This window comes from Paractinoplanes durhamensis, assembly GCF_016862175.1.
Classification (GTDB): Bacteria; Actinomycetota; Actinomycetes; order Mycobacteriales; family Micromonosporaceae; genus Actinoplanes; species Actinoplanes durhamensis.
This window is the reverse complement of record NZ_BOML01000031.1, coordinates 109808-122173: the sequence shown is the minus strand read 5'-3', so window position 1 is coordinate 122173 and position 12366 is coordinate 109808. Positions and strand designations below refer to the sequence as shown.

Below are 12366 nucleotides of genomic sequence, written 5' to 3'. Positions count from 1 at the left end.
AGCAAGCGGGCCGCGTCCCGCGGGGGAGCAAAGCATGCTTATCAAAGTCGTCGACCAGATCACGGATGAAGATCTGCACAGCGCTGCATGGCGCCTCTACCAAGACGCGTTCGACGAACTGAACACGCTTGCGGTCCAGCGGCACATGATGTTCCCGTCCGAGTTCGACGAGGTGATGCGTGACCCGCGCGTCAGCAAGTACCTCGCCCTCACCGACGAGGGCACGCTGTGCGGGATTGCCACGTACACCAACGACCTCGATGCGGTGCCGTTGATCGCACCTCAGTACTTCGAGCGGCACTGGCCGGAGCACTACGCGTCCCGGAAAATCTGGTACATCGGCTTCGTCGCCGTGAGCCCGGAGCACCAGGGGCGCGAGGCGTTCGCGCAGCTGGTGGAGCAGATGTACCTGGTCGCAGCTACCCAGAACGGCCTGGTCGGGCTGGACATCTGCAGCTACAACGATGACGTCCGGCACATGTCCCGCATCTTCCGCCTGATGATCAGCCGGGTGACCGGCACCATGAAATTCAGTCGGATCGACCAGCAGTCCTATTGGCTCTACGAGTTCCCGACCGCCGCGTAGCGCGATCTGGTCGCCTCAATCCATCGGCGACCTCCACATGGTCCAGAGCGGCGGCCCGTCGGGTAGATCGATCACGGACCGGACCTGATATCCGTGTCGCAGGTACAGGTCGCGGTTGCGCGGGTCGTTCGCCTCCAGATAGGCGGGTAACCCGGCCGCGTCGAGCCGGCGATGATGCCGGCGCAGAAGCGTGCTGCCGAGCCCGAGGCTCTGCTCATCGGGCCGGACGGCGAGGAAAGCAAGATAGTGGTGCGGCGTGGTGGGGTGTTCGGCCTCCATCACCGCATCGAGCAGGCACATCCGATCGTGTGCCTCGCCGGCGATCTCCTTCAGCCGGCGCTCGTAATCGATCGGTGACGGCAGAGCGGCCGTGAGCGGGAACCACAGGGCGGCACCGGTCAACCGGCCGGTGCCGTCCTTCGTCACGTAGATCTCGCCGTGCCGCACCGCGTGCTCGATGAAGATCGCGAAGTAGTCGGGGCTGGCCGCGTGGCGCACGTCGTCGTCGGGCTGCAGCCATCGGGCAATGGGCCCGTCGTGCATGGCGGCGGCGACAAGATCGGTGAGCTCGTCCGGGTCGACGGGGTCGACGCTGCGGATCACCAGATCATGGACGGCGTGCGTCATCGCGCGCGTCTCCTTATTACTAGTAGGGGTAGCCACGGGCGCCGACCGGGTCCGCGTGGAGTTGCTTGGGCGGGAGCGCCGCTTCGGACAGGATGCTCACCCGGCCGTCGGCGCCGCGGCCGATCTGGGCGTAGACCTCGGGCCGGCCGGCCCGCATGATCGCGGCCCAGATGAAGCCGAGCCCGGCCACCGCGAGGTAGAGCACGGGGATCAGCCACTGGAAGACCGAGTCGCCGTCGACCTGGAGCAGCTCGCCGAAGCCGATCACCGTGGCGGTGAGCGCGACGGAGAGAAGAAGGAAGGAGAGGAACGGTGCGATGTACGCCCGCCAGACGCTCTCCGACCGGCGGCTCCGCATGAAGAAGCCGATCACCGCGGCCGAGGTCGCCCACATCAGGATCAGTACGCCGAGGCCGCCGATCGTGGTGAGCCAGGCGAACACGTAGACCAGTGGTTCGGCGCCGGCGAACGCATACGCCGTCAGGACCAGGATGGCCAGCACGCTCTGGGTGATCGAGCCGGCCAGCGGCGCACCGGTCCGCGGGTGGGTGCGACCCCACGCCGCCGGCAGCACACCCTCACGACCGAGGGCGAACTGGTAGCGGGCCACCGCGGCGTGGAACGCGAGCAGCGCGGCGAACACGCTGGTCAGGAAGAGCAGGTAACCCATGTTGACCAGGGGTGCCGGCAGGTGCTTGCCGACCAGGAAGAAGACCAGGTCGGTCTGATGCTCGGCGGCGGTCGCGTGGATGTTCTCCGGCCCGGTGCTGACCGCCATCGCCCAGGAGGACACGGCGCACAGCAGCCCGGCGAGGATGACGGCGATGTGGGTGGCCCGGCCGATCGTGCGCTTCGGGTCCTTCGTCTCCTCGGAGAGGACGACGGTGGCCTCGAAGCCGACGAAGCCCGCCACGGCCAGCACCAGCAGGGTGCCGACGACCGGGGTGAGCAGCGGCCCGGGGTTGAAGGGAGAGAAGGTGATGTGCCCGTCGGCCGGGTTGCTCACCATCACGAAGTCGTAGAGCAGGACGATCGCGATCTCGGCGACCAGCAGGACCGCGAGGACCTTGCCGCTGAGGTCGACCCAGAGCAGGCCGAGCACGGTGACCACCAGCCAGGCGGCGATGGCACACACATACCAGGGGGTGACCACGCCGAACGCGGCGAGGATGCCGGAGGCGGCCGAGCCGAAGAGACCGAACAGGCCGATCTGCATCAACGAGTACGCCGGGAGGGCCACGAACGCCGCGCCGACGCCGATGACGCGGCCGAGCCCGTGACTGATGTACGAGTAGAAGGCGCCGGAGTTGACGATGTGCCGGCTCATCGCGACGAAGCCGACCGTGAAGAGGGACAGAATCCCGGCCACGGCCACATACGCGATCGGTACCGCGGTGCTACCGATGATCGCGTAGATCGCGGAGATGGCTCCGATGATCACGGTCAGCGGCGCAGCGCCGGCCACACCGAAGAACACCACGGACGGGACGCCGAGCCTGTTCTTGGCCAGCGCCCGCGCCACGATGTCCGGCTCGGCGGGTTCCTTCTGCAGCATCAACATCCTCCCGGCCCATTGGTCTGTGTTGTTCCGCCGGAGGTGGTGCCGCCCGATGGGGCTCACCGCCGACCGACGGTAAGAACCGAGCCAACCGAGGCCTCGGTGAATTCGATGAGGTCACGGAGATCCCCGGTGAGCGCGCTGACCGCGCTCGGCAGCGAGTGGAACGCCTGCCGGTGCATCTCGAAGTCGTAGAGCACGTGCCGGGTCAGCCCGGTCGCGGCTACGAGACCGACCAGCACGCGGTCGGTCAGGCTCAGCTCGATGCCCCGAACCAGCAGATTGGCCAGGCGAGCGGGGGCCCACGCGGCCGCGTTGCGCTGCTCGGCGCTGTTCGGCAGGTAGACAGTCTCGGTGGAGAGCATGCGCCGGCGGGTGACGAGGTCGACCGCTCCCAGTCGCACCAGCCGCTCGCCCACCCGAACCTCGGCGTCCTGCGAGAGGAACGCGAGCCACGTGCGGACATCACGGTGTTGCGGCTGAGCTATCAGCAGGTCGAGAATGTCGTGCGCCAACGCGTCGGCCGGAGGGTGCCGATCGAGGATGATGAGGTCGCCCTCGGCGATCCCGATTCGTCCTTCGAGGATCAGCTCCCCCAGCAGCGCCGCGGCAAGTCCTAAACCGGTCGCGCGCGGGTGCAGTCGGGACCGGCCGGTGCGGTCCTGGTGTGCGATCAGGAAGTACTGGTCAGCCAACACGCTGCCACGCCCCTTAGACCCAGATAGACCCAAGTTTTGAAAGATCACTGTGAGTACAGGAAGTCAATACTCGATGTCTGCCGCATCATGTACCCAACATCAAGGTCAATACAAGAAGTACTAGACTTCTTGTTTAGGGCTTGAGTCCACCTTGGATCATGAGCGGGCCGGTCCGTAGGATCGGCTACCAGAGGAAACCTGAGGACCAAGGGGAGTCCAGGTGTCCGTTGATGAAGGTCCCACGCTGCGACGGCGCCGACTGGGCGCGGAGCTGAAACGGTGCCGCGAGGCTGCCGGATTGACGCAGGAGAATGTCTCGCGTCATTTCGAGTGGCACGCTGCGAAGGTCACGCGGATCGAGACCGCGCGCGTGGCCGTGACCGCGCGCGATGTGCGCGATCTACTCGATCTCTACCACGTCCGGGACGAGGCGTACCGCGAGGCGCTCATCGAGCTTGCCCGCATGTCCCGCGAGCGCACCTGGTGGAGTGACTACCGGGACGTGATCCGGCCGGGCAACTTCGTCGGCCTGGAGGCCGGTGCCTCGGCGATGCAGACCTGGGAACCGACCATCGTGCCTGGTCTTCTGCAGACCGAGGCCTACATCCGGGCGCTCATGCGCACCGGCCGGTCGTTCGACCCGCCGCACGAGATCGACCGGCGGGTGGCGCTGCGCCTGACCCGCCAGGGCCGGCTGACCGAGCGGCGCCCGCTGGAGCTCACCGCGTTCATCGACGAATCGGTCGTGCGCCGCGTGATCGGCGGTCCGGAAGTGATGGCGGAACAGCTCCGTCATCTAATAGAAATGGCTCAATTACCGAATGTGATGGTGCACATCCTACCGTTCGGTTCCGGTGAGCACGCGTTCCTCGGTGGACCGGTAGCGCTATTGGAGTTCCATGGCGTAGACGCGCAGATGAACCATGGGATATCCAGACCGGAAACCACCCATCTGGATGTTGTCTATCTTGAAGGTCTTGCGGGAGACTCTTACGAAGAGCAACCGGCCGAGGTTGCCCGTTACCGAAAAGAGTTCGAGCGATTGAGCGCGAAGGCGCTCGACCATCGCCAGACAATCAAGATGATCGAGAGCCTGCTGGTCGCTTAGGGCTCCGAGACAACCGCATATTTGAAGGGGGGTGCTTGAGGTTGCTCACGCACCATCTCAACGGCGCTGTCTGGAAAAAAGGCAGCCGCAGTAACGGCAGTGGCGGCAACAACTGTGTCGAGGTCGCCATCCTCGACACTGGCGTTGCCGTCCGGGACAGCAAGGACCGGTCTGGCCCGGCTCTCATGTTCACGCAGGCGGAGTGGATCGCCTTCGTGGACTCGGCCAAGGACGGCGAGTTCGACGTTTCCTGATCCGAGAGCCTACCGATAGGCACGCACCGATGGGAAGTGCTTACGCAAAGTCAACTTCTCTCGATGTGGGACTAGCGGGGTTGCTGCAGCGCCCCTCACGGGGCGTTGCAGCGCCGATACTTCCCGTATTTGCCGGTCGCATTTGCCGAGGTCGGGCGACTCGGCGGGATCGGTGTGCTCAAATTGACACACTCAGATGGCCGAAATTAACGTGAAAAAGCTTTCGGCCGGGCCCGGGCGACTCTAGGTTTCCAGATGTGGAGCTGGAGTTACGCCATCTTCGAATGGTGCTGGCCATCGCCGAGGCGGGCAGTGTCACCAAGGCCGCGGCGGCGCTCGGCCTTGCCCAGCCTGCCCTGACCACGCAGCTTCAGCGCATTGAGCGGATTCTCGGCGGTGCGCTGTTCACCCGTGATCGGCGGGGTGTTCTGCCGACTCCGCTCGGCGATCTCGTGCTGGCCCGGGCCCGGGTGCTCATCCCGGCCGTGACCGGCCTGCACGACGAGGCCAGCGAGCTCATCACGGCCGGCGGGACGGCCCGGTATCGGGTCGGCGCCACCAACGGGCCGATCGTGGCCGGCCTGGTCCGGCGGCTCAACGACGCCCACCCCAACGGCCCGGTCTCGATGCGCTCCACCTCGTCGGGGAACGAGATCGCCCAGTCGGTGGTCGAGGGACGACTCGACTACGTCGTGCTCGGTGCGTGTGCCAACCCGCCCGCGCTCCTGCCGTCCGGCCTCAACTGGCAGGTCGTCTCGGTCGACGCGGTCTGGGTGCTGATCCACGAGCGGCACCCGCTGGCCGGCCGGGACGAGATCGCGCTCAGCGAGCTGGCCGACGAGCAGTGGGTCGGTGCGCCCGGCGACGGGTGCTTCTACGAGTGCTTCGCGGCCGCCTGTGCCCGCGAGGGCTTCGCGCCCCGGGCCCCGACCGAGATCGCCGTCAGCAGCGCGTTCGACCTGGTCGCGGCGGGTGATGCGGTCGCTCTCAGCCAGGGCACGGTGCGCCGGGTCGAGGGGGCCGTCGCGATTCCGCTCGCCGGGGTGCCGCTGCGCTGGCGGCATCTGCTCGGCTGGGACTCGGAGACCCCGGCGGCCGGGCATGCGGCCGAGCTCTACGGGTATGCCGTGGAGGCCTACCTCGAGGTGCTCCGCCAGCGGCCCCGCTACGCGCGCTGGCTGGCCATGCATCCGGAGCTCGGCGTCCAGAAATCGGTGTCGCTCTTCCCGACGCACGGCACGCCGGGTCGCCCCGGCCAGAAGATCGGCCGGAGCGACCCGAAGATCGCCTAGCGGTTGCTCAGCAGGTGCCGAGCATGCTGGTCAGCGCGGTCTTCTCGGCGCTGGTCACGGTCAGCGCCCAGACGTACTTCACCCGGACCCAGGCCTTGGCGTAGGTGCAGTAGTAGCCGCTCAGCGGCGGCTTCCACGAGTCCGGCGACTGGTCGCTCTTGGACTGGTTCACGTTGTCGGTGACCGCCCACAGCTGCGGGTTGGTCAGGTCGTTGGCGAACGACTCGCGCTTGGCGGTGGTCCAGCCCCAGGCGCCGGAGATCCACGCGTTCTTCAGCGGAACCATGTGATCGATGTCGACGTCGGACGCGGCCGTCCAGGTGGCGCCGTCGTACGGGCTGTACCACGAGCCCGAGGTGGCGGCGCAGGCCGAGCTGACGACGACGTTGGTGCCGTCCCGCTTGAGCACGGTCTCCCGGGTGTTGCAGGTGCCGGAGATCGTGTCCCAGGTCGGGAACAGGTCACGGTCGTACGTGGTGGTGTGGGTCCACGCGGCCACGGTCAGGCCGGACAGCTGGGTCTTGGCGGCCGACGTGGTGGGAATGCCGGGTGCGGTGGCGAACGCCGGACTGCCGAACCCGAACTGGAGCAGGGTCGCGAGCAGGAAGGTGGCGAGCGCCGAACGAAGGAGTGTCTTCAACGGGGGGGTCCTCCGGGAGTCGCGGAACGCGGCTGTTGATCCAGGAGTCTCGACGTTGAAATCGATCACCGTCTAATGTCAAAAAGTATATTCACGTACGACTATGGAACGAATGCGTTTCGGTTGATCGCTCCGAACGTGTCGATCATGGATTGACCTGGGCCTTTGCCGAAGCGGCCCACCAATCGGCGGCGACCAGCTCGGCGATCAGGGTTTCGGTCAGCAGGCGTACCCGGGAATCGTCGTCGTGCCGGAAGCGGACCGCCAAGGCCGCGCCGGGCGCCGCGCCGCCGACCGACACGATCGTGGAGCCTCGGCTGTGCATCCATTCGAGGGCCTGCTCGTCGTATCGGGAACCGGGGAACAACAGCGATCGGTACCGGAGAGTCTTTGTCAGATATACGTCTACGTGCGCCCAGTCGCCGGTCTCGCAGCCGTCGGCCGCGACCCGGGGGCCCTCGCGGAACATCAGTGCCGATTGCAGGGCCGAGGAAAGGCGTTCGACCGGGGCCATCGGGAAAATGCCGTCGGCGTTGCCGAGCAACTCGGCGCAGCGGGGGAACCAGGCGTCGCGGCGGTCGAGCAGGTCCTCGGTGGCCTCGGCCGCCCGGGTGACCAGTGCGGCCGTGTCCGGGCCATCGGTCAGGCGGGTCACCAGGGCGTCCAGCAGGGCCAGGGTGTGCTGGAACGAGCGGCAGGCCACGCCGCCGGCCTCCACGCCGGCGGCCATGTCCACCACGGCGGTCGCCTGTTCGGCCAGAGGTGAGGACGGGACGTTGGTCAGGGCCACGTAACGCGGGATCTTGGCCACCGCGTCGAGCGTCTCCCGGCTCGTGCCGGAGGCGGAGATCGCCACGATCAGGGTGTCGTCGCCGGGGAACGGGAAGCCACCGTCGGCCGACGCGTACTCGGCGGCCGCGTCGATGCCGGCCGCGCGGAGCCGGCGGGCGGCCACCTGGGCCGCGTAGCGGGAGCTGCCCATGCCCAGGAAGATCACGCGGCGGACCGGGCCGGCGAAGGCCCACGGGTCGTCGGTGGCCAGCCGGGCGGCCAGCGCGCGCAGGGCGGCCGGCTTGGCCTCCAGGTCGGCCTTGAACAGTGCCGGATCCAACGTGATCACCCGTACCAGGATCGGAGGACACCCATCGGCGCGTATCGCCAGCGGGGGAGGAAGCGGGCCGCGTAGATCAGCTCGCGGCATTCCTGCTCGACCTCGAAGGGCCGCAGCAGTTTCTCGTCGAGCAGGTGGGCACAGCCGTGCGCGGCCAGGCCGGCCCGGTACGCGGTGAGCAGGGAATCCGCGGCCTCGCGGCCCCAGGCGAGCAGGGCTTCGCGGTGCCGGCCCGCGGTGCGGCGGTTCGCGATCTCGGCCACGTGCAGGACGCTGGTGCGCAGCTGGGCGAGATCGCGGGCGACCGGTTCGGGGCGCGGCGTGACGGTCGGATTCCCGTCGAAGTCGGTGACCGCGTAGCCGTCCCGCCAGCGCAGCACCTGCCCGACGTGCAGGTCACCGTGCAGCTCGATCGGCGGCGCCGGGGAAACATAGCCCGATAAAGCGGAAATGTCGGCGGAGATTCGCGGTGCGACGTCGCGGAGCCAGACGCCGTCGGCGTCGTCACCGACGGCGGCAAGGGCTTCGGCCAGCGCTGGGCTGCTCGTGTTGGTGAGCAGAGCAGGGGTGGTGTTGGTGAGCAGAGCAAGGGTGGCGTGCAGGTCGGCGGCCAGTCGGCCCAGGTCGGGGGCGAAGTCGGCCGGGGGGCCGCCGTCGAGCGAGGCCAGCAGGGCGTTCGTGCACCAGTCCCAGCCGTCCTCGGCCTCCGGGAGGAAGCCGGTGACCAGGGCGACCAGGGCGCCGTCGCGGAACAGGGCCGCGTGCGGGGGCGGCATCCGGGTGAAGCCGGCCGCGGCCAGGTGGGCCAGCAGGCGCGGGGCGCGGGCGTCCGGCTCGGGGGTGCGCATCCACTTGACCACCACCCGCTCGCCGACCACGACCGAGACGTTGGTCTGGTCGACCGTGATCGGGCGCTCGTCGCGGGGGACCGGGCCGAGCGGCACGTAAATCCGCAGGTCGAAGCCGGGTGGTGCGGCGCCGGTGGTGATCGCGTCGACCAGGTCGGCCGACGCTGCGGGGGCGATCGTCACGCGGCGGCCCGCAGCGGGTTGCCGGTCACCTGACGGGCGTAGGACAGGATCAGCTCGGCCGCCTCGTCGGTGCGCAGCGTCGGATGGCGGGCCACTATGCGGTACCCGTACGCATCCTCCAAGGCCACCAGGTTGCGGCCGAGGGTGAGCGAATCGGCGGTGAGGGTGAAGGCGCCCTGCGCCGCACCCGTCTCCAGGATGGTCTGGTACATCGACACCTGGCGGTCGAAGAGCGACGTGAGCAGCGCGGCGTAGACCCGGTTGCGGCCGGCCAGGCCGCCCAGCTCGCACAGCAGGCGCACGTCGGCGTCCTCGCCGTCGACCGGCAGGCCGGAGCGGATCGTCACCACCAGCTTCGCCGCCGGGTCGGTCAGGCCGGCCAGGCGCTGCATCCGCTGCTCGTAGAAGCGCTCCATGCCGGCCTGGTTGGCCTCCAGCAGCAGATCGCTGAGGTCGGGGTAGTGGTAGAGCACCGCGCCCGAGGTGAGACCGGCCTGTTCGGCGACCTGATTGAGCAGCACCCCGTCGGGCCCGTGCCGGAGCATCGCCCGCTGCGCCGCCTGGATCAGGTCGGCACGGCGCTCGGTCCTCGACTTCCGCGTTGCCATCTTCCAGCTCCCCGATTCAATATGCGGCCATAACCATAGGCTCTGCATATTGACTGTGCGCAAGGGCGCTTGTTGAATTCACCTTCAACAAGCCAACCCGGGAGAGTCGATGTCCCTCACGGTCCTGTTCATGCCCGAGAGTGCCTACGGGCCGACCAACAACTGCATCGGTATCGGCCATGTGCTGCGGCAGCGCGGGCACCGGGTGGTGTTCGCGGCCGAGGCGTCGTGGGCGGGCAAGCTCACCGCGCTCGGCTTCGAGGAAGACCTGGTCAGCCTGGCCCCGGCGCCGGACGAGCCGCAGGACGCCGGGCAGTTCTGGAAGGACTTCATCCGGGACACCGCGCCCGAGTTCCGCAAGCCGACGATCGAGCAGCTGGAGACCTGGGTCAAGCCGGTCTGGCAGGAGCTGATCGACGGCGCCCGGTTCTGCCAGCCGCAGCTGCTCGACATCATCGCCCGGGTCAAGCCGGACGTGATCGTCGAGGACAACGTGGTGGCGTTCCCGGCGCTGAACACCGCGGGCGTGCCGTTCGTCCGGATCGTGTCGTGCAACCCGCTCGAGGTGAAGGGGCCGGACATCGCGCCGGTGTTCTCCGGCTACCCGGCCGACGACCGCAGCGGGTGGGCCGACTTCCTCGCCGAGTACGACCGGACGCACCGCCCGATGTGGGAGCAGTTCAACGACTGGGTCGTCTCGACCGGGGCGCCGGCGCTGCCCGACCTCGAGTTCATCCACGAGGGCGACCACAACCTGTACGTGTACCCGGAGGTGCTCGACTACCGGAAGTCGCGGCGGCTCGGGCCGAACTGGCAGCGCCTCGAATCGTCGGTGCGGGAGACCGACGACTCGTACGATCTGCCGGAGGGCTTCGCTGACGGGCACAAGCTGATCTACTTCTCGCTCGGCTCGCTCGGGTCGGCCGACGTCGAGCTCATGCGGCGGGTCGTCGCCGCCCTCGGGGCCACCGAGCACCGTTACATCGTGTCGAAGGGCCCGCTGCACGAGGAGATCGAGCTCGCCGACAACATGATCGGGGCCGAGTTCCTGCCGCAGACCTCGATCATCCCGCTGGTCGACCTGGTCGTCACGCACGGCGGCAACAACACGACCACCGAGGCCATGCACTTCGGCAAGCCGATGATCGTGCTGCCGCTGTTCTGGGACCAGTACGACAACGCGCAGCGGGTGGACGAGACCGGCTACGGGGTCCGGCTGGACACCTACGGCTTCCGCGACGAGGAACTGCACGCGGCGATCGACCGGCTGCTCGGCGACGACGCGCTGCGGGCCAAGCTCGAAGCGGACGGTGCGGCCATCCGGGCGGCCGACGGCGTACGCGTCGCGGCGGACGCCATCGAGAAGATCGGGTTGGAGCGCAAGTGACGGAATTGGTGAACCCGGCCTCCGGCGTGCGGCTGGAAGATATGCCGGACAGTGCGGTCGCGGACGTCGCCAAGGCCGTCGCCCGCGCTCGCGGTGCTTTTGAGCAGTGGCGGGAAGCGACGCCGGGGGAGCGGGCGCGGGTGCTGCTCCGCGTCGCCGACCTGGTGGAACGGGACGCCGAGGAGATCACCCGGCTGGAGGTCGAGGAGACCGGGAAGCCGCTGCCGGTCATGCGGGACGGGGAGTTGACCTTCGGTGTCGACAACCTGCGGTTCTTCGCGGGGGCGGCGCGGTCGCTCGACGGGACCGGCGCCGGGGTGCTCTCGTCGGGCTACACGTCGATGCTGATCCGCCGGCCGGTGGGCGTGGTCGGGTCCATTGCGCCGTGGAACTTTCCGCTGGTCATGGCGGTGTGGAAGATCGGTCCCGCGGTGGCGGCCGGGAACGCCGTGGTGATCAAGCCGGCGCCGCAGACGCCGCGGTCGACGCTCGCGCTCGCGCGTCTCTTCGAGGAGGCGGGGGCGCCGGCCGGACTGGTCGGGGTCGTCACCGGGGGAGCCGCGATCGGGTCCGCGCTGGTCCGGGACGACGGCGTCGACATGGTCAGCGTGACCGGGTCGACCGCGACCGGGCGGGAGGTGATGCGCGGCGCCGTCGACGGGCTCAAGCGGGTGCACCTCGAGCTCGGCGGCAAGGCGCCCGCGGTGGTGTTCGCCGATGCCGACCTGGCGGAGATGGCGGGCGGGGTGGCGATGGGCGCTACCTACAACACCGGGCAGGACTGCACGGCCGCGACCCGTGTCTACGTGGAAAAGTCGGTGTACAAGGATGTGGTGGCGGCGCTGGAGGATGCGCTGCGGCGGATCCGGCCGGGCGATCCGTGGGCGGCGGACACCGACATCGGGCCGCTGATCTCCGCCGTACACCGTGATCGGGTTGCCGGTTTTGTCTCTCGGGCCGTTGACGGTGGGGCACGGGTGGCGGTTGGTGGCCGGGTTCCCGACGGGCCGGGATATTTCTACCCGCCGACGCTCGTGATCGACGCCGCGCAGGGCAGCGAGATCGTGCAGGACGAGATTTTCGGGCCGGTGATCGTGGTGGTGCCGTTCTCGTCCGAGGACGAGGCGGTGGGGCTCGCCAACGACACCCGCTACGGGCTCGCGTCGTCGATCTGGACCCGGGACGTGGGCCGGGCGCTGCGCGTGGCGCATCGGCTCGACGTCGGCGTGACCTGGATCAACGATCACCTACCGATCGCGTCCGAGGCGCCGCACGGTGGGGTGAAGGGGTCCGGCTTCGGCAAGGACATGAGCCAGGAGGCGATCGGGGAGTACTCGGTCACCCGGCACCTGATGATCAAGCACGCGGCCCCGGTGGCCAGGGATTCGTTCCGGCCCGCTTAGCTTTACCCGGTTAACCAGAAGACGGCCGGTGCCCGCCAGCACCGGCCGTCTTCCCTACCTTCT

The 12366-nt window shown here is 68.5% G+C and carries 13 protein-coding genes; 6 read left to right on the top strand and 7 right to left on the bottom strand.

Annotated features, from left to right (window positions below):
• Window positions 1-34: 34 nt before the first annotated feature.
• The gene (locus Adu01nite_RS18280; RefSeq protein ID WP_203728094.1) at window positions 35-586 is read left to right on the top strand and encodes a GNAT family N-acetyltransferase; all 552 of its coding nucleotides are present in this window, start codon (window positions 35-37) and stop codon (window positions 584-586) included.
• Between the two features lie 15 nt (window positions 587-601).
• Here the strand turns inward: Adu01nite_RS18280 and Adu01nite_RS18275 are convergent, their stop codons facing one another.
• Genes Adu01nite_RS18275 through Adu01nite_RS18265 form a run of 3 tightly spaced genes read right to left on the bottom strand, consistent with a single transcriptional unit; the run spans window position 602 to window position 3469 of the window.
• Complete coding sequence (locus Adu01nite_RS18275) at window positions 602-1213, bottom strand: GNAT family N-acetyltransferase (RefSeq protein ID WP_203728093.1); 612 nt, start codon at window positions 1211-1213, stop codon at window positions 602-604.
• Window positions 1214-1232: 19 nt separating this feature from the next.
• A complete protein-coding gene (locus Adu01nite_RS18270; protein WP_203728092.1) occupies window positions 1233-2774 on the bottom strand; it encodes an APC family permease in 1542 nt (513 codons plus the stop codon).
• A gap of 56 nt (window positions 2775-2830) precedes the next feature.
• Complete coding sequence (locus tag Adu01nite_RS18265; protein WP_203728091.1) at window positions 2831-3469, bottom strand: GOLPH3/VPS74 family protein; 639 nt, start codon at window positions 3467-3469, stop codon at window positions 2831-2833.
• A gap of 220 nt (window positions 3470-3689) precedes the next feature.
• Here Adu01nite_RS18265 and Adu01nite_RS18260 point away from each other — a divergent pair, with 220 nt between their 5' ends.
• From Adu01nite_RS18260 to Adu01nite_RS18250, 3 genes are all read left to right on the top strand, one after another.
• The gene (locus Adu01nite_RS18260; RefSeq protein WP_203728090.1) at window positions 3690-4577 is read left to right on the top strand and encodes a helix-turn-helix domain-containing protein; all 888 of its coding nucleotides are present in this window, start codon (window positions 3690-3692) and stop codon (window positions 4575-4577) included.
• Between the two features lie 41 nt (window positions 4578-4618).
• Window positions 4619-4831 (top strand): DUF397 domain-containing protein, encoded by a 213-nt coding sequence (locus tag Adu01nite_RS18255; RefSeq protein WP_203728232.1) that lies wholly within the window; start codon window positions 4619-4621, stop codon window positions 4829-4831.
• A gap of 257 nt (window positions 4832-5088) precedes the next feature.
• Window positions 5089-6123, top strand: coding sequence for a LysR family transcriptional regulator (locus Adu01nite_RS18250; RefSeq protein ID WP_203728089.1), 1035 nt, complete (start codon window positions 5089-5091; stop codon window positions 6121-6123).
• Window positions 6124-6130: 7 nt separating this feature from the next.
• On the opposite strand, the gene Adu01nite_RS18245 is transcribed toward Adu01nite_RS18250, so the two are convergent.
• The 4 genes from Adu01nite_RS18245 to Adu01nite_RS18230 form a co-directional block, all read right to left on the bottom strand.
• Window positions 6131-6763: an HNH endonuclease family protein gene (locus Adu01nite_RS18245; RefSeq protein ID WP_203728088.1), complete on the bottom strand. Its 633-nt coding sequence runs from the start codon at window positions 6761-6763 to the stop codon at window positions 6131-6133.
• Window positions 6764-6908: 145 nt separating this feature from the next.
• Window positions 6909-7883, bottom strand: coding sequence for an SIS domain-containing protein (locus tag Adu01nite_RS18240; RefSeq protein ID WP_203728087.1), 975 nt, complete (start codon window positions 7881-7883; stop codon window positions 6909-6911).
• Window positions 7880-8905 (bottom strand): hypothetical protein, encoded by a 1026-nt coding sequence (locus tag Adu01nite_RS18235; RefSeq protein WP_203728086.1) that lies wholly within the window; start codon window positions 8903-8905, stop codon window positions 7880-7882. Before Adu01nite_RS18235 ends, Adu01nite_RS18240 begins: the two co-directional genes overlap by 4 nt.
• A complete protein-coding gene (locus tag Adu01nite_RS18230) occupies window positions 8902-9513 on the bottom strand; it encodes a TetR/AcrR family transcriptional regulator (RefSeq protein WP_203728085.1) in 612 nt (203 codons plus the stop codon). The genes Adu01nite_RS18235 and Adu01nite_RS18230 overlap by 4 nt, the downstream gene beginning before the upstream one ends.
• A gap of 109 nt (window positions 9514-9622) precedes the next feature.
• Here Adu01nite_RS18230 and Adu01nite_RS18225 point away from each other — a divergent pair, with 109 nt between their 5' ends.
• Together Adu01nite_RS18225 and Adu01nite_RS18220 are read left to right on the top strand one after the other, a co-directional pair.
• Complete coding sequence (locus Adu01nite_RS18225) at window positions 9623-10900, top strand: glycosyltransferase (RefSeq protein WP_203728084.1); 1278 nt, start codon at window positions 9623-9625, stop codon at window positions 10898-10900.
• On the top strand, window positions 10897-12303 hold the full coding sequence (locus tag Adu01nite_RS18220) for an aminobutyraldehyde dehydrogenase (protein WP_203728083.1): 1407 nt from the start codon (window positions 10897-10899) through the stop codon (window positions 12301-12303). The genes Adu01nite_RS18225 and Adu01nite_RS18220 overlap by 4 nt, the downstream gene beginning before the upstream one ends.
• Window positions 12304-12366 lie beyond the last annotated feature (63 nt).

Coding starts and splice junctions, on each gene's coding strand:
- Adu01nite_RS18270 (WP_203728092.1), bottom strand. CDS start 2,774: ATGTTGATGCTGCAGAAGGAACCCGCCGAGCCGGACATCGTGGCGCGG.
- Adu01nite_RS18280 (WP_203728094.1), top strand. CDS start 35: ATGCTTATCAAAGTCGTCGACCAGATCACGGATGAAGATCTGCACAGC.
- Adu01nite_RS18225 (WP_203728084.1), top strand. CDS start 9,623: ATGTCCCTCACGGTCCTGTTCATGCCCGAGAGTGCCTACGGGCCGACC.
- Adu01nite_RS18230 (WP_203728085.1), bottom strand. CDS start 9,513: ATGGCAACGCGGAAGTCGAGGACCGAGCGCCGTGCCGACCTGATCCAG.
- Adu01nite_RS18275 (WP_203728093.1), bottom strand. CDS start 1,213: ATGACGCACGCCGTCCATGATCTGGTGATCCGCAGCGTCGACCCCGTC.